This is a genomic window from Streptomyces sp. NPDC086989, assembly GCF_044745505.1.
Lineage (GTDB): Bacteria > Actinomycetota > Actinomycetes > Streptomycetales > Streptomycetaceae > Streptomyces.
In genome coordinates this window covers 34,519-50,319 of sequence record NZ_JBIVAL010000018.1, presented here as the reverse complement: position 1 = coordinate 50,319, position 15,801 = coordinate 34,519, and the positions used below count along the sequence as shown (strand labels likewise).

16 protein-coding genes and 2 pseudogenes are annotated in these 15,801 nt (G+C 70.6%); 11 read left to right on the top strand and 7 right to left on the bottom strand.

Features of this window, described 5'->3' with window-relative positions:
• The first annotated feature begins 207 nt into the window (after positions 1 to 207).
• Together ACIPK4_RS33340 and ACIPK4_RS33335 are read left to right on the top strand one after the other, a co-directional pair.
• Positions 208 to 1,041 (top strand): PIG-L family deacetylase, encoded by an 834-nt coding sequence (locus ACIPK4_RS33340; protein WP_402319799.1) that lies wholly within the window; start codon positions 208 to 210, stop codon positions 1,039 to 1,041.
• Positions 1,042 to 1,216: 175 nt separating this feature from the next.
• Positions 1,217 to 1,570 (top strand): nucleoside triphosphate pyrophosphohydrolase, encoded by a 354-nt coding sequence (locus ACIPK4_RS33335; protein WP_402319797.1) that lies wholly within the window; start codon positions 1,217 to 1,219, stop codon positions 1,568 to 1,570.
• 279 nt (positions 1,571 to 1,849) lie between these two features.
• Here the strand turns inward: ACIPK4_RS33335 and ACIPK4_RS33330 are convergent, their stop codons facing one another.
• Entirely contained in the window at positions 1,850 to 2,728 is an 879-nt protein-coding gene (locus ACIPK4_RS33330; RefSeq protein WP_402319794.1) for an AraC family transcriptional regulator, read from the bottom strand.
• A 50-nt stretch (positions 2,729 to 2,778) separates the two neighbouring features.
• Between ACIPK4_RS33330 and ACIPK4_RS33325 the strand changes: the two genes are divergently transcribed.
• The 3 genes from ACIPK4_RS33325 to ACIPK4_RS33315 are packed head-to-tail and all read left to right on the top strand — an operon-like array spanning position 2,779 to position 4,105.
• Positions 2,779 to 3,252: a DUF2000 family protein gene (locus ACIPK4_RS33325; protein WP_402319791.1), complete on the top strand. Its 474-nt coding sequence runs from the start codon at positions 2,779 to 2,781 to the stop codon at positions 3,250 to 3,252.
• 19 nt (positions 3,253 to 3,271) lie between these two features.
• On the top strand, positions 3,272 to 3,412 hold the full coding sequence (locus ACIPK4_RS33320) for a hypothetical protein (protein WP_402319788.1): 141 nt from the start codon (positions 3,272 to 3,274) through the stop codon (positions 3,410 to 3,412).
• Positions 3,413 to 3,433: 21 nt separating this feature from the next.
• Entirely contained in the window at positions 3,434 to 4,105 is a 672-nt protein-coding gene (locus ACIPK4_RS33315) for a hypothetical protein (RefSeq protein ID WP_402319786.1), read from the top strand.
• A gap of 192 nt (positions 4,106 to 4,297) precedes the next feature.
• Here the strand turns inward: ACIPK4_RS33315 and ACIPK4_RS33310 are convergent, their stop codons facing one another.
• A complete protein-coding gene (locus ACIPK4_RS33310) occupies positions 4,298 to 5,356 on the bottom strand; it encodes an NAD(P)/FAD-dependent oxidoreductase (protein ID WP_402319783.1) in 1,059 nt (352 codons plus the stop codon).
• A gap of 131 nt (positions 5,357 to 5,487) precedes the next feature.
• On the opposite strand from ACIPK4_RS33310, the gene ACIPK4_RS33305 reads away from it, so the two are divergent.
• Together ACIPK4_RS33305 and ACIPK4_RS33300 are read left to right on the top strand one after the other, a co-directional pair.
• Positions 5,488 to 6,732 carry an RNA-guided endonuclease InsQ/TnpB family protein gene (locus tag ACIPK4_RS33305; RefSeq protein ID WP_402320019.1) on the top strand — a complete coding sequence of 415 codons (1,245 nt, stop codon included), beginning with the start codon at positions 5,488 to 5,490 and terminating at the stop codon, positions 6,730 to 6,732.
• A 194-nt stretch (positions 6,733 to 6,926) separates the two neighbouring features.
• Positions 6,927 to 7,826 (top strand): RNA polymerase sigma-70 factor, encoded by a 900-nt coding sequence (locus ACIPK4_RS33300; RefSeq protein WP_402319781.1) that lies wholly within the window; start codon positions 6,927 to 6,929, stop codon positions 7,824 to 7,826.
• Between the two features lie 247 nt (positions 7,827 to 8,073).
• Here the strand turns inward: ACIPK4_RS33300 and ACIPK4_RS33295 are convergent, their stop codons facing one another.
• Positions 8,074 to 8,970, bottom strand: a complete 897-nt coding sequence (locus tag ACIPK4_RS33295; protein WP_402319778.1) for a hypothetical protein — start codon at positions 8,968 to 8,970, stop codon at positions 8,074 to 8,076.
• Between the two features lie 128 nt (positions 8,971 to 9,098).
• On the opposite strand from ACIPK4_RS33295, the gene ACIPK4_RS33290 reads away from it, so the two are divergent.
• The gene (locus ACIPK4_RS33290; protein WP_402319775.1) at positions 9,099 to 9,659 is read left to right on the top strand and encodes a TetR/AcrR family transcriptional regulator; all 561 of its coding nucleotides are present in this window, start codon (positions 9,099 to 9,101) and stop codon (positions 9,657 to 9,659) included.
• A gap of 137 nt (positions 9,660 to 9,796) precedes the next feature.
• Here ACIPK4_RS33290 and ACIPK4_RS33285 read toward each other — a convergent pair whose 3' ends face one another.
• From ACIPK4_RS33285 to ACIPK4_RS33270, 4 genes and pseudogenes are all read right to left on the bottom strand, one after another.
• Complete coding sequence (locus tag ACIPK4_RS33285; RefSeq protein WP_402319772.1) at positions 9,797 to 10,306, bottom strand: GNAT family N-acetyltransferase; 510 nt, start codon at positions 10,304 to 10,306, stop codon at positions 9,797 to 9,799.
• A 139-nt stretch (positions 10,307 to 10,445) separates the two neighbouring features.
• Positions 10,446 to 10,904 (bottom strand): RpiB/LacA/LacB family sugar-phosphate isomerase, encoded by a 459-nt coding sequence (locus tag ACIPK4_RS33280; protein WP_402319770.1) that lies wholly within the window; start codon positions 10,902 to 10,904, stop codon positions 10,446 to 10,448.
• Positions 10,905 to 11,385: 481 nt separating this feature from the next.
• Positions 11,386 to 13,329, bottom strand: coding sequence for a molecular chaperone HtpG (htpG, locus tag ACIPK4_RS33275; RefSeq protein WP_402319768.1), 1,944 nt, complete (start codon positions 13,327 to 13,329; stop codon positions 11,386 to 11,388).
• A 168-nt stretch (positions 13,330 to 13,497) separates the two neighbouring features.
• Positions 13,498 to 14,225: pseudogene (locus ACIPK4_RS33270) on the bottom strand (type III effector protein).
• A gap of 128 nt (positions 14,226 to 14,353) precedes the next feature.
• Here ACIPK4_RS33270 and ACIPK4_RS33265 point away from each other — a divergent pair.
• The 3 genes and pseudogenes from ACIPK4_RS33265 (at position 14,354) to ACIPK4_RS33255 (ending at position 15,782) form a co-directional block, all read left to right on the top strand.
• Positions 14,354 to 14,785: an Hsp20/alpha crystallin family protein gene (locus ACIPK4_RS33265; protein ID WP_402319765.1), complete on the top strand. Its 432-nt coding sequence runs from the start codon at positions 14,354 to 14,356 to the stop codon at positions 14,783 to 14,785.
• 98 nt (positions 14,786 to 14,883) lie between these two features.
• A pseudogene (locus tag ACIPK4_RS33260) lies at positions 14,884 to 15,273 on the top strand (DUF2267 domain-containing protein); the annotation flags it as partial.
• Between the two features lie 65 nt (positions 15,274 to 15,338).
• Positions 15,339 to 15,782 carry a DUF2267 domain-containing protein gene (locus ACIPK4_RS33255; protein ID WP_376205174.1) on the top strand — a complete coding sequence of 148 codons (444 nt, stop codon included), beginning with the start codon at positions 15,339 to 15,341 and terminating at the stop codon, positions 15,780 to 15,782.
• Positions 15,783 to 15,801: the final 19 nt, after the last annotated feature.

The following is a 15,801-nucleotide window of genomic DNA, read 5'->3' as shown; positions in this document are numbered from 1 at the left end:
GCGGCCGCGCCGGGAACAGCCGGGCCGGTCGACGCGGTTGCCTCGACAGAGGAACCGGAGCCACGGGCGGGGAGCACGGGGACCGCAAGGTCGTCTGCCCCACCAGGGTCAGGAACCCAGACCCCACCAGGATCAGGAACCCAGAGTCGCGGTACGCCCGCCGCGGCGCATTCGGACCGAGAAGTACTTCTGCAGGAGGACTGTTTCATGGCTGACCGGCCTTTGACGCTTATGGCAGTACACGCCCACCCCGACGACGAGGCCACCGGAACCGGAGGGGTCCTCGCGCGGTACGCGGCGGAGGGCATCCGCACGGTTCTCGTGACGTGTACCGACGGCGGTTGCGGTGACGGACCGGGCGGCGTCAAGCCGGGTGATCCCGGGCACGACCCGGCGGCCGTGGCCTTGATGCGCCGTCAAGAACTCGAGGCGAGCTGTGACGTCCTGGGGATCAGCGATCTGGAGATGCTGGACTACGCCGACTCCGGGATGATGGGCTGGCCGAGCAACGAAGCCCCCGGATCCTTCTGGCAGACGCCCGTGGAGGAAGGCGCCGCCCGACTCGCGGAGCTCATGCGGCACTACCGACCCGATGTGGTCGTCACGTACGACGAGAACGGCTTCTACGGGCACCCCGACCACATCCAGGCCCACCGCATCACGATGGCGGCGCTGGAGATGACCGATCTGGCACCGAAGGTGTACTGGACGACGATGCCCCGCTCGGGAATGCAGCGGTTCGGGGAGATCATGCGCGAGTTCCACGAGGACATGCCGGAGCCGGACCCCGCCGAGGCCGCCGCGATGGCCGAGATCGGCCTGCCCGACGATGAGATCAGCACGTGGGTGGACACCACCGCCTTCAGCGGTCAGAAGTTCGACGCGTTGGCCGCACACGCCAGTCAGGGCGAGAACATCTTCTTCCTCAAGATGGGCAAGGAGAGGTTCGGCGAACTGATGGGCGTGGAGACCTTCGTGCGGGTCAAGGGCGCCACCGGCACCGCCGTACCCGAGAACGATCTCTTCGCCGGACTGCGCTGATTCGCCTGCCGGCTCATCGGCCGCACCGCGCGATCGAGCGGGTCGTACCCCCGGAGGCCTCTCCACACGAGTAGGCCCCAGCCGACGGGAACGCAGGAGAACCGCAGCCGGTCCGGCAGAGAGCCGGTTCCGCTTCTCCTGCGTTGCCTTCACCCGCACAACAACGCCCGGCCGCTTGGCCGGCCACGACGAACTGCTGTGGGAGAAGCACGTGCTCACGAAGGGCAAGCTGGTACGGGACCGTATTCCTCAGATCATCCGCGCGGACGGACTCGACCCGGAGGTCTACGTGGCCGATCCGGCGGAGTACCGGCAGCGGCTCCGCGCGAAGCTGGCCGAGGAGGTGGCGGAGTACATGGAGGCGGACGAGACCCACGCGCCGGAAGAGCTCGCGGACGTCCTCGAGGTCGTCTTCGCACTCGCGGCGGACCTCGGCGTCGACGGTGCGCAGCTGGAGGGGATCCGGGCGTCCAAGGCCGAGCAGCGGGGCGGCTTCTCGGAGCGCATCGTCTGGACGGGCAACCGCTGACCTGCGGTGTTGCCGTTCCCACGACACCCAGACAGCTCGGGTCCGCCCAGCTGGCACGATGTGGCTCGCCCGGGCCGGGGCAGCGGGGGAGGGCGGACGACCCCGTCGTGCCCGTGCGGGCCGACGAAGGCGGTCGGTCCTGCACCGCGCCGATCCGCTCCCGGTCGGGCAGCACGCTGAGGACTAACATCCCGGTGACCGCCTTCTGTCCCGTACCGACTCCATGCCGAACCGCGACCGGGGCTCCCGGCGATCTTTCGCCGGGCAGAGGGCGCCGATCTATTCGGTGTTCCGGTGCGGGACCGTGTCGCAGCCGTCGCAGCCGTCGCAGCCGTCGCAGCTGGGCGGGAGCATTCCGAAGCGCCCGGGGGTGGTGCCCACGATTCGCTTGAAGTGCCGGGTGAAGTGCGACTGGTCGTGGAACCCCGCCGCGACCGCCACCTCGGCGGCCGGGCGGCCGTCGAGGAGCAGCCGGCGGGCCAGGGCGACTCGGCGCGCGATGAGGTACTGGTGCGGGGCGATACCGAAGGCGGCGCTGAACGAGCGAACGAGATGTGCGGGGTGGGCCTGAATGAGACCTGCGGCTTCCGGCAGGGAGATGCCCGCGACCACCCGCTCGTCGAGGAGTTCGCGCAGGCTGCGAGCAATGCCGTGGCGGGTGCCGCCGCCGCGCGGTGCAGTGTGGCCACCAGCAGGTTCGAGGCGTGGCTGGAGCAGTACGCGCAGCCGCTCGCCGATCAGGGCCAGTCGGCTGTCCGCCTCGAACTCGTCACCGGGAGAGGTCAGGGCCCGGTGGAGCTGACCGACGCGTCGGCGCAGGAGCGGGTCGGCGAGGTCCGGGCCGTCTACGGCCGCGCCGATGAAACGCTCGTCCAGCACCGTCGTGTCGAGGTAGACGACGCGCTTGCGGAACCCGTGCGAGGTGGCGGCGGAGCCGTTGTGCGGGACCTGGGGCGGGAGCAGGCTCACGGTGCCGTCCGGGGTGCCGCGCCGGTGGCGGTCCAGGTCGTAGCGGACGGCGCCGTCGTCGACGATCAGCAGCGTCCACTCGTCGTGGACGTGCATGGGGTACGCGTGCGCGGTGAAGCGGGCGTGGAAGACCTCGACGACACCCGCGACCCGCGGGCGCCAGGCCGAGACTTCCTGCTGGAGCTGCACGCAAAGAACGTACAAGACTGCGTGAGGCCGAGCCCGGCAGTCTCGGGGACATGAGCGACCAGACGAAGAACGAGAACGACGAGCAGGTCGAGGTGGGCGGCGCGGACGCGCCCGTGCGCTTCGACACCAAGATCGCGGTGCTGCTGCGCGACGACCTGGAGACGTGGCAGCGGCTGAATGTCACGGCGTTCCTGGTCAGCGGGCTCGGAACGGCCCTCCCCGAGTTGGTGGGCGAGCCGTACCAGGACGCCGACGGCACCGCCTACCTGCCGATGTTCCGCCAGCCCGTTCTGGTCTTCGAGGGCGGGAAGGAAGCGGTGACGGCGGCGCACGAGAGGGCAGTGCGGCGCGGACTGCCGACCGCGGTGTTCACCTCGGACCTGTTCCGCACGGGCCACGACCGCGCAAACCGGGCAGCGGTGGCGGCGGTGGGCAAGGACCAGCTCGACCTGGTCGGGGTCGCCGTCCACGGTCCGCGCAACGCCGTGGACAAGGCCCTCAAGGGCGCCCGCATGCACACGTGATCGGCGCCCCGCCGACGACTTGGGCGACGCCAACCGGGCGTGGGTGGCGGCGCACCACCCGGGGGACGCGCTGGTCCGCCGGGTGGACGCCCTGGTCGGGCTGGGGGCGGACGACTACCTGGCGGTGGCGGCGTGGTTGCGGGATCGGACGGGTGGGTAGCGGGGGGAAAGGGGGTGCGAAGTGGCTCAGAAGATGGGCGGGTACGTCGCCGTCGGGGGGTCGGTGGCCGCGGTCGTCGGCGCGGGCGTGCTGCTGTGGAACTGGGCGGACGGGACGCCGTGGACGGCCTGGCCGCTCGTTCTGCTCGGGGCGGGCCTGGTGACGGCGCTCGTCGGGCTCTGGCTCCGGCCGGGTCTGGACCGGTGGGCCGACGCGCTGGCCGCCGGCGGGCTGACAGTGTTGGTGCTGGCCGGGGTCGTGACCACGGGCGGCACGGTGGAGCAGGTCCAGCTCCGGGGGCGGACGACGGAACCGGTGACGATCGAGCTCAGCGGTTGCCGGGTGACTGGCCAGCACTGGGACGAGGGCGCGGCGCCGGAGGACGAGGTCGAGTGCCGGTACGTCTGGTCGGTCGGCGGACGCACTTTCGACGAGGTGCGCCCGGCGGACAAGGTGCACCCGGACGGGCACCGGATCCGGCTGTGGGCGTCGCCGGAGGGCGGGGAGCTGGACGACCACTCGTGGCAGACGGTCGAGGCGATGGGGATGTCCGCGGCGGTGGTGGACGGGCTGGCGCTCCTGGCCGGTGCGTGGGCGTGGCGCCGGATGTCGAGGCGGCGGGCCGAGCGAACGGGCGTGGCGGCCGAGCCGGTGCTCACCGCAGGCCGGGCGGGCACTGGCCGCGATCGCTGAGGCGTGGGGCGGGGCCAGTTCGGGGCCGCGAGGCATGGCGGTCAGGCTGAGAAATGAGAGCACCTCTGCTGCAGCCAGAGGGGCTCGTACCTTTCATGCAGCCCACGATCACGCCCACGTCGGATTGTTGAGCGGACGATTCGGCTCGATGACTTCCGCGCGCGCCGTCATACCCATGCGCGGGTCCGGTGTTCAGGCACCGGTACCCGTGCGGGCGCCGTACTTTCCGCCGCGAGACGCCAGCTCTTTGATCACGGCCGCGGTACGCCCGGTGACGTACGCCCGCCGCAGGGTGTCGTCGGGACGGGTGAACTGGCCCACGGCGTACTTCCGTCCGATCGTGACGGCCCGGGCTACGTAACGCAGGGAGTACGGCTCGGGCTCGCGGCGCTCGATCAGGCGGTTCAGGGTGTCGGCCGCGTGGGCGGCCTGCGCCGTGGCGAGCGCGCAGGCGAAACGGGCTCCGGGTACTGCCGCGCAGTCGCCCACGACGAAGATCCGTTCGTCGTCGACGCTGCGCAGGTACTCGTCCACGAGCGCACGGCCTTCCGCATCGACGTGGAGACCGCTGCGTGCCGCGAGGTCGGGGACGCCCGACACGATCGCCCACAGGGTCAGGTCGGAGGCGAACTCCGCGCCCGACCGCAGGTGCACGATGCCGTCGGCGACCTCCACGACGCCGTCGTCCACGATGTCGACGCCCAGCCGCATCAGTCCCGACCGGACCCGCTCGTACGCCCGGTGGGAGAAGCCCCCGGTGACCGACGATCCGACGATCCGCACCGCCAGGTCCGGCCTCACCTCGGCCACTTCGGCGGCCGTCTCGATGCCTGTCGGGCCGCCCCCGACCACCGTGACCGTGCTGCCCGCGGGAAGCGCGGCGAGCCTGACGCGAGCTCGTTCCGCTCCCTCCCAGGTGCCCACCGGGACCGTTCCCGGCATCGGCCGCGCCGTGCTGCCCACAGCGAGGAACGCGTAGTCGAAGCCGATGCTCGTGCCGTCTTCGAGGGCGACGGTGCCGGCGGCGATCTTTTCCACGGTGGCGACTCGCGAGGCGATCCCCTCGCGCAGCATCGAGGTGAGGGGCGTCGCGGCGGTGGCGGTTCCCGCGAGCTGCTGGTGCAGACGTACGCGCTCCACGAAGTCGGGGCGCGCGTTGATCACCGTGATCTCGGCCGTCTTCACCTTCTTGGCGAGCCGGTTCGCCGCGAGCATGCCCGCGTATCCGGCGCCCACCACTACGACGTTCATCGGGACTCCTTCGTGGATACCCCCACCTTTAGGTGGGGGAGGAAACGAAGCTCCTGCGGAGCAGGGCAGGGAAAGCCGGTTCGCCCTCGGGGCGGAACGGCGTTGTCAGTGGCGGCCGGTACGTTGACCACATGCATCTGAGGTACTCCTTCCGGATCGAGCCGACGCCGGGTCAGCGCATCGCGCTGGCCCGTACGTTCGGCTGCGCCCGGGTGGTGTACAACGATGCGCTTGCCGCGAGGAAGGCCGCCTATCAGGCGGACAAGTCGCGTATCGCGACGGGCGTCCTGGCGCGACGGGTGATCACGGAGGCGAAGCGGACGCCCGAGCGGGCGTGGCTCGCCGAGGTGTCCGTGGACGCCTTGCAGTCCTCCCTCCGCGACCTGGACACCGCCTATGCGAACTTCTTCGCGTCGGTGACCCGGAAGCGCCGTGGCCGCCGCATGGGGCTTCCGCGGTTCAAGTCGAAGCGCGACAACAGGCAGTCGGTCCGATTCTCGAAGAACGGGTTCCGGCTGCGGGACAACGGCTGGCTGAACCTTGCCAAGATCGGTGAGGTTCGGGTGCGCTGGTCGCGTCCGCTGCCGTCGGCCCCGTCGTCGGTGACCGTGATCAAGGACCCGTCCGGCCGGTACTTCGCGAGCTTCGTCGTGGAGATGGAGCCCGAGATCCTGGAGCCGGTCGCGGCCGAGGTCGGCATCGACCTCGGACTCACCCACTACGCCGTCTTGTCGGACGGCACAGTGATCGACAATCCGCGCTTCCTGCGCCGCGCCGAGCGGCGACTCAGGAAGGCGCAGCAGACCTTGAGCCGCAAGGCGAAGGGATCCGCGAACCGGGCCAAGGCCCGTATCCGTGTCGCCCGTGCTCACGCCCGGGTGGCCGACGCGCGCCGGGACTGGTGCCACCAGACGGCTTCGAGGCTGGTCCGCGATAACCAAGCGGTCTACCTCGAAGACCTGGCGGTCTCCGGTCTCGCGCGTACCCGACTCGCGAAGTCCGTCCACGATGCCGCGTGGGGCATGTTCCGGTGTGTGCTGGAGGACAAGGCCGCACGGGCTGGCCGGTGCGTCGGTGTCGTCTCGCGGTGGCTGCCGTCGTCGCAGACGTGTTCGGTGTGCTGGGTCGTGGACGGGAAGAAGCCGCTGCACGTGCGCACCTGGCGGTGCGAGGGCTGCGGTACTGAGCATGATCGTGACCTCAATGCGTCGCGTGTGATCCTCGCCGCCGGGCAGGCGGAGAGGCTAAACGCCCCTGGAGGGCCGGTCAGTCCTGGAGCGGAAATCCCGCGTCAGGCACGGCCCGTTGAACGGGGAACCCACCCGAAGCCCCAGCCGGTCACCACCGGCAGGCAGGCGGGAATCCCCCTCCTTTAGGAGGGGGAGGATGTCAAAACGTTCTCCCTGTCCGGCTGTGGCTGTCGGACATTGGATGCCTGCGGTCCGGGCCCTGTGACACCCGTTCGACGTGGCGCACGTCACATGGCGTGCGGTGTCACAGAACGGTGGGGTCCGGCGTCCTGTGGATGACTCAGTCCAGGGCGAGGAAACAAGAACGAGGAGAAACCGGCATGAGCGAGGACGCTTCCCGTCCCGACCCGGCGACCGAGGCGTTCGTCGCCCACCGCAACCTGCTGTTCACCGTCGCCTACGAGATGCTCGGCTCGGCGGTTGACGCGGAGGACGTCCTCCAGGAGACCTGGCTGCGCTGGGCGGGCGTCGATCTCGCCGCGGTACGGGACCGGCGTGCGTACCTGGTCCGGATCGCCACCCGGCAGGCGCTCGGCCGACTGCGCACGCTCAGCCGGCGCAAGGAATCGTATGTGGGGCCCTGGCTGCCCGAACCGCTGCTCACCGTGCCGGACGTGGCCGAGGACGTGGAGCTGGCCGACAGCATATCGATGGCGATGATGCTGGTCCTTGAAACACTCGCGCCCACTGAGCGAGCGGTGTTCGTGCTGCGCGAGGTGTTCGACCTCGGGTACGACGAGATCGCGGAGGCCGTCGACAAGACCACGGCCGCGGTCCGGCAGATCGCGCACCGGGCGCGGGCGCACGTCGCCGCGCGCCGTCCGCGCGGTGTCGTTTCGGCAGCCGAGAGCCGGGCCGCGCTCGGGGCCTTCCAACGAGCGCTGGAGACGGGCGACCTACAGAGCCTGCTCGACCTCCTCGCGCCGGACGTCGTCGCGCTGAGCGACGGCGGCGGCATCAAGCAGGCCATGCCGCGGCCCGTCGTGGGGGCCGAGAAGGTGGCCCGCGCGCTGGCCGCCGGCGTGGCGGTGTTCGGCCCCCAGGTGACGGTGGAGCCGGTGCAGGTCAACGGCCACCCGGCGCTGGTCATGCGGATCGAGGGGGAGATCGACATGGTCGTGGCCGTGCGGATCGACCACGGCCTCGTCACGGGGCTCTACTCCGTGCGCAACCCCGAAAAGCTGACGCGGATGGGACGGGAGACCGTCGTGAGCCGCTGAGGTCGGGGCGTTGGCCGTCGATCTGCCGGAAGATTCACCGGCGGGGGGAATGAGCCGTGCACAGACTGGCCTTGGGCCTCAGCACCACCCCTGGCCTCGTTGAGCGAAGCGCGACCATGGCCCCGAAGCAACCACTCAGGTGTCCGCCGGGGAGCGAGGACCCCGACGGCACCTCCATGGGCACCGTGCGTCAGACGTCGGGCCGCCCACGAGAAGGGGGCCCACGAGAAGGGGGCCCACGAGATGTTCAGGCTCTGCCCATGCCCAACGTGCTCGTCATGGGCAGCAGCCCCGAGCCGATCGCCGCGACCCAGAACTCTCCGAGCAGGTCCGCGAGCCGCGCCAGACCGTCGCAGCCCAGCGCCTCGCACGGCCCCGCGGCGAGCTCGTCCGTGCGGCGCTCGACCTTCGCTCGCAGCGCACGGCCCGACTCGGTCGCCGTCGCGGCGCCGTGGGGTTCCAGCAGGCCGCGCCCGACGAGGCGCTCACGCGCGGCGGCCCACTCCGACGCGCTCCACTGCCGGCTCCGGAAGGTCTCCTCCGGCGCCGCCCCGATTGCGGCGAACGACACGAGGGCCTCTACCGGGTCGAGCCCCGCGACAAGAAGAGCCGCGATATGGCCGTCCCCACGATGTTCGCGCAAGATCGTCGCCGCCTGCCAGAGCACGAGGTGCGGGGCGTCCGGCCAGGCCAGGGCCGCGTTGGCGGCGGCGAGCGGGCGGCCCCCGACGTCGGCAGCCTCGGCGGCACGGCGGGCCAGGTGTGCCGCCTCCGCGAGCTCGGGACTGTCGATGCGGTCTCCCAAGAGCGCACGGTAGGTGCGGTCGACGGCCCGCTCGCGGGCGGCGAGGACGGCCTCGGGGGACGCCACGTCCCATGCTGCGGGGACGTACCGCCCGACCATCTCCGGGCTGAAGCTGTAGAACGCGGACCCCACCTGGACGCGTCCGGCGGCCCCCAGTGGCGCGGCCCGCCAGGCGAAGTAGCTCGGCCACCGCTCACCGGTCTCGAAGCCGAGCGCGGCCGCCTCTTCGAGGGACTCCGGCGCGAAGTAGAGCACGGCGTGCAGCGGTTCGAGGAGCTGCCACAAGTGCCGAACGCGACCGAGCTCGATCCGGTCCGGTACGGCGTTCTGGTCCGTCATGACATCTCCTCAACAGGCTCGCCGGTTCCGTGCACATCCGGGCCTCGACCGCTTCGAACTTGACAGTGACTAGATTGCTCACGCCCTTCGAACTTGTCAATGCCTAGACTCTGCGTAATCTGCTCACCATGACGAGCCAGCGCACCTACCACCACGGCGATCTCCGCCGCGCCGTCCTGACCGCGGCCCTCGATGTCATCGCCGCCGAGGGCCCCGGCGCCCTGAGCCTGCGTGACCTCGCACGCCGCGCCGGCGTCTCGCACGCCGCGCCGGCGCATCACTTCAAGGACCGCACCGGCCTGCTCACCGCAATCGCGGCGGAAGGCTACGACTTCCTCTCGGAGGCACTCGCGGACGCGCCGGACCTGCGTGAACGGGGCGTCCGCTACGTGCGGTTCGCAACGACGCACCCGGCGCACTTCCAGGTGATGTTCCAGCCGGAACTGCTGCGCGCGGACGACCCGCACCTGACAGCCGCCAGGCAGCGTGCCGGTGCGCAACTGCGCGCGGGTGTATCCCAGTTGCCCGATGCGGGGCGGGGCGACGACTCCCGGCTGGCGGGGATCGCCGCCTGGTCCCTGGCCCACGGTTTCGCCACACTGCTGCTGAGCCGGAACCTCAACGGCCCACTGGCCGACCAGGACCCAGAGGAGGTCTTCCGCTCGCTCACGGAATTGTTGTTCAGGTGACCGAGGCGCCGCGCAACGGCTGCGTCTGCCCACTCGGGGGGCGGGGGCGGCGGGGGCGTGGCGTGGCGTGGCATGGCATGGGCAGCCGCCGCCGCGGGACTGCGGAGATCGGTTTCGCCGGATCGGCACCACGGCGCTCAGCTGCTGTCGGCTGCCCGCGCCCAGCTCACCGCGTAGTACAGCAGCCGCTCGTCTTCGCCGACCGGGAGCATTCCGGCTGAGGTCATGACGTGTTGCGAGGCCGTGTTCCCACGGTCGGTGTCGCCCAACACCGAGGCCGCTCCGTGGGCCCGGGCATGCTCCAGCAGAGCCCGCAGTGCCTCGGCGGCGTAACCATGGCCCCGCACGGCCGGCACCAGCCCGTATCCAACGGTCACCCGGCCTTGCCCGTCGGCAGGGCCGTGGAATCCCGCGCCGCCGATCAGCAGCCCGTCGGAGCGGCGCTGAATCTCGAAGGCCCCGTATGGTGCGGGGTCACCCGTTTCGGCCAGTACTCGCAGGTACCGTTCGGCCCCGGCCCGGTCCCCGGCCTCCGGGTACCCCTCGGCCCAGCGGTCGCCCCGCCCCGGTTGTCCGAGCGCGAGTCGGCGGGCCCGGTCCGCGTCCAGCGGGAGAAGTACAAGGCGTCGGGTCGGCAACGATTCCATTCCCCAGGAGATACCAGCCCCGCCCCACGCGCCACATCCGGATTTCCGCCGCCCGGGCCTGGCCGTCTTCGACGAAGGCCGGCACCAGAGGCGCGAAACAAGCTGCCAGCCACCATCCCGCTCACCGGTGTCACCGTCTTCACTCAGGAGCGGTTCTCCTGTCGTCGAGCCGTTCGATGTGCGCCACGTTCTCCCGGTCCTCCGCGTCCGCGCTCGCCTCGCCGGCGAACCAGGCGTCGAGGATCTCCTTGAGCAGCGGTTCCGAGGTCAGGCGCAGGCTGAGCGCGAGCACGTTGGCGTCGTTCCAGCGGCGCGCACCGTCCGCCGTGTAGGCGTCCGTGCACAGGGCCGCGCGTACGCCGGGCACCTTGTTCGCGGCGATCGAGGCGCCCGTACCCGTCCAGCAGCACACGACGGCCTGGTCGGCGTTCCCGGCGGCTACCTCGCGGGCCGCCGCCTCCGAGCAGGCTGCCCACTGCGGATCGTCGCCGGGGCGCAGTGCCCCGTACGTCACCACATCGTGTCCGCGGTCGCGCAGGTGCCGCAGGAGTGCGCGAGCCACGGGTTCGTCCATGTCCGAGGAAACGGAGATCCGCATGCCCCGAGACTACTGAGGTTGAAGCTGTGTTGTCGTGAGGGGAGCTGAGCGCAGTTGTGGTGAGGCGGTCGGCGGCGGTGGCGTGGACGGCGCCCAGGCATTCCCCAGTCGGTCGTCTGGACGGCTCAGCCGATCCGGCTCCGCGCGCCACCGGCGGCCACCGCCCTGCGGCGCGCGCGGTCCTGTCCCGCAGGGAGGATCCGGCGAGCTGGCAGCGCGTGAGGTGATCGAAGACTGACACACGGAGCATCACCCGGTGGGTGTTTTCGTGGGCGGCCCGAACACACACGCCCGCCCCGACCCCCGTACGGGGGTCGGGGCGGACGGGCTCTTGGGGAGTGTGAGGGTGGCGAGGCCGGGGCGGGTGCGACCCGGCGACGCTTCGGCTGTCCCGGCCCGCCCTCCCCACGGCTACGGACCCACCGTCACAGACCCACGGCTACGGATCCACCATCACGGATACCCGGTTACGGAACCGCGGTTACAGAGTGCGGCTCAGACGGTCGGTGAGCAGCCGGGTGAAGCGGGCCGGGTCGGGCAGGTCGCCCCCTTCGGCGAGCAGCGCGCTGCCGTAGATCAGCTCGGCGATCTCCGCCAGCGCGGGATCGTCGGCGCCTGCCTCGTGGGCTGTGCGCAGGGCCGTGATCAGAGGGTGGGTGGGGTTAAGTTCCAGGATCCTCTTGACGGTGGGCATCTGCTGGCCCATCGCCCGGTACATCTTCTCCAGAGTAGGTGTCACGTCGTGGGCGTCGCCGACGATGCAGGCCGCCGAGGTGGTCAAGCGGGACGACAGGCGGACCTGCTTGACCTGTTCGGACAGGGTGGTGGTCAGCCAGGTCAGCAGGGCGGCGAAGTCCTGCTCGCGCTGGGCCTTGGCGGCGTCGGTCTCCTTCTCGCCGTCGGCGGATTCGTCGAGGTCGACCTGGCCCTTGGCGATGGACTGCAGACGGTGGCCGTCGAAGGCGGGGACCTGGTCGACCCACACCTCGTCGATGGGGTCGGTGAGGATCAGGACCTCGTAGCCCTTCGCGGCGAAGGCCTCCATGTGCGGGGAGTTCTCCACCGTGGCGCGACTCTCGCCGGTCAGGTAGTAGATGGTGTCCTGGCCGTCCTTCATGCGCTCGACGTACTCGCGCAGGGTGGTGGTCTTGTCGGGGTCGTGGGTGGAGGCCACCGACACCAGCTGGAGCAGGGCCTCGGTGTTGTCCGTGTCCTCGACCAGGCCTTCCTTCAGTGCCCGGCCGAACTGTGCCCATACCTTCGCGTAGCGCTCGGCGTCCTTCGACTGCATGTCCTTGAAGGCCCCGAGGACCTTCTTGACCAGGCGTCGGCGCACGCCGCGGATCTGGCGGTCGTGCTGGAGGATCTCGCGGGAGACGTTCAGCGACAGGTCGTGGGCGTCGACGACACCCTTGACGAAGCGCAGGTAGTTGGGCATGAGCGCTTCGCAGTCGTCCATGATGAACACCCGCTTGACGTAAAGCTGCACGCCGGGCTTGGTCTCGCGGGAGAACAGGTCGAAGGGTGCCTGCGAGGGGATGAAGAGCAGCGCCTCGTACTCGAAGGTGCCTTCGGCGCGCATGTGGATCGTCTCGGCCGGGGGCAGCCAGTCGTGGCTGATCTGCTGGTAGAACTCGTTGTACTCGTCTTCGGTCACCTCCGTGCGCGGCCGGGCCCACAGCGCCTTCATCGAGTTGAGCGTGTCGCTGTCTCGGGTGGTCCCGTCCTCGGTGCCGGTGCCGGTGCCGGTGCCGGTGCCGGTGCGTTCGGCGGCCATCCTGATCGGCCAGCGGATGAAGTCCGAGTACTGCTTGACGATCTGTCGGATCTTCGACTCGGACAGGTAGTCGGCGAGCCCGTCCTCGCTGTCGGCGGGCTTGAGGTGCAGGGTGACCGAGGTTCCCACGGGCAGGCCGTCGACGGCCTGGATGGCGTAGGTGCCCTCACCGTCGGACTCCCACTGGGTACCGGAGTCGGTGCCGGCCCGCCGGGTGCGCAGGGTGACCTTGTCGGCGACCATGAACGCCGAGTAGAAGCCGACGCCGAACTGCCCGATCAGGCTCTCGGCGGCTGCGGCGTCCTTGGACTCCTTGATCTTCTCCAGCAGGCTGGCGGTGCCGGACTTGGCGATCGTGCCGATCAGCTCCACGAGATCGTCCCGGGTCATGCCGATCCCGTTGTCACGGACGGTCAAGGTGCGGGCGCCCTTGTCGACTTCCAGCGAGATGTGCAGGTCAGTGGTGTCGATCTCCGCGAGGCCGGAGTCGGTCAGGGATTCCAGCCGCAGCTTGTCCAAGGCGTCGGAGGCGTTCGAGATCAGCTCGCGCAGGAAGATGTCCTTGTTCGAGTAGATCGAGTGAATCACCAGCCGGAGCAACTGGCGGGTCTCGGCCTGGAATTCCAGCGTCTCGACACTGCTGCCCATGGGGGCCTCTTTCTGTGGGAACGTCATGATCGGATTCGGATTCGGATCTAGATGCGGATGCGGATTCAGAGTCGGGTTCGGACGGGGGCCGGGACGGACCGCTGCCCGTCGTCGGCGTGGTTCCCGGCGGGCCGTACCGCACCCGCATGATGTGGCTCTGCGTGGGAGTCAGTCATCGTCTGCGGCTGTCGTCGTACGCCGGTCGTCGACGGCGTCCAGGGATTCGACGAGGCCGGTGCGGTGGGCGGTAGGGGCGCATGCCGGCCAGGGGCACGAAGAGCTCCGCGACCTCGGCGACACCGAGGGGACACCGAGGTGTCACCGAGGGCGGCATGCAGAGCAGCGCGGCTGAGCGGCCTGGCTGAGCGGGCCTCGGGCGCGACGTTTCCGAGCGCGGTGATCTGTCCGGCGAGGCGGCACAGGTCGGCGGCGTTGGTGCGGGCCCGGTGACGGTGGCGCGGGCGGCGGGCGTTGGTGTGGGCCCGGGTGGCGGTGGCCGGATCGGCGGCCTTGGCCTGGCGGGTGGCCGTCACGCGCTGCTCGTCGGTGGTTGCGGCGGCGCCGGGGCGGCCGCGGAGGTGGCGGCGTTCGGCGGCCTGGCGGCTGGCGGCGCCGAGGGGACGGGCAAGGTCGGCGCCCGCGTCGCGGGCGGTCTCGATCGGGCCGGTCTCCCCGCCGGTGAGCTGCTCGCGTGCCTGCCGCAGCAGCATCAGGGAGGCCGACGCCTGCTCGGAACCGGGACCGGGGCCGGGACCGGCGGCCTCGACGGCCTCGGGGGCCTCGTGCCGGGCACCGCGCAGGGCGACGTCCATGGCGGCGGGAGCCGCCGCGGCGGCGAGAGGGGACGCTAGGCCGTGGGCGTGCCTGGCCGCCGTCGGCCGGTCGGCTGTGGTCATGGCAGCACCCCCTCAGGTAGTCAACGACCCGATGACATCATGATTGTCATCCACTGGATGACATGTTACAACGGTGTCAGTGCCGCGCATTGGCAGCAACTGCTCGAACCTGCTGGAGGTGTTTCACGATGTTGATGCGCACTGACCCCTTCCGTGAGCTGGACCGGATGGCGCAGCAGCTGATGGGACCGGGCACTTGGTCGAAGCCCTCGGTCATGCCGATGGACGCCTACCGCGAGGGCGACCAGTACGTGGTGGCCTTCGACATTCCTGGCGTCCCCGCGGACGCGATCGACATCGACGTCGAGCGCAACATGCTGACCGTCAAGGCCGAGCGGCGGCCGGTGGCGAAGGACGACGACACGAAGGTGGACCTGTCCGAGCGGCCGCTGGGCGTCTTCTCCCGCCAGATCGTGCTCGCCGACACCCTGGATACCGAGCGCATCCAGGCCGATTACGAAGCGGGCGTCCTCACCCTGCGCATCCCGATCACCGAGCGCGCCAAGCCCCGCAAGATCTCCATCGGCGTAGGCTCCGGCCGCCAGGAGATCCCAGGCTGACCCCGGTCCGGACCGGTGCGGAGGACGGGCAGCTGATCTCCCCCTCCCATCCCGACCTCCGCACCCGTTGGACGGCCCGACGAAAAGGGATGGCGGCGATGACGTTGCGACGCGAAGCGTTCCTCGACCACGTGAAGGAACGCGGCGAGTACGACACTGCGGAGGAGGCCGAGCGTGCGACGCGCGTGGTGCTCGCCCTGCTCGGCGCACATCTGGTCGGCGAGGTCCGCGCCCGGCTCGCGGCACGCCTACCTGAGGGCTTCGCCCTGATCCTGCTCAACCCGCTGCAGAGCGCCGAGCCGCTGCCCCCGGACCGGTTCGTCCGCGCGACCGCCGCGTGGATCGAGGGCGCCACCGAGCAGACCGCCGCCTGGGACGTCAGCGCCGTGCTGTCCACTGTCGCCGACGCGGCAGGCGAGGACCTGCTGGGGCAGATCCTGCTCCAGCTACCCGCCGGCTACGACCTCCTCTTCGGCCGCCCCAGCCCACCTGACCAAGACCTGGGGTGCCGGACCCGGCATTCCCCCTGGCTCCAAGAAAGGCATGCACCACAGTGATCTCCGACGTGCGCGTACCGCTTGAGCACCAGCTGCCGTACTCGGCGGCGTACGAGCAGATGCTGGAGAAGGTCCGCTACGAGGGCGCGTACCCCACCCGTGAGCGGGCCGACGAAGCCGTCCGCCTGGTCCTGGCCGGATTCGGGCGCCAGCTGACCGGCGACGAACGCGTCGACCTGGCCGCCTGCCTGCCCCTGGAGGCCGCACGCGTGCTGACCGCGCAAATCCCCGACACCCAGCCGCTGACCGGCTGGGCCTTCGTCAAGGACCTCGCCGCCCGCTCCGGCGCTTCCCTGGCCACCACCCGCTGGGACACCGGCTCCGTCCTCGCCGCCATCACCGCTCACGCCGGCCCCGACCTGATCACACGCATCCTCCACCAGCTCCCCACCGGCTGGGCCCTGCTGTTCGGCCAAGCCGAACTCACGCCCGTCGCGTAGACGGCGAGACGCACGCTCG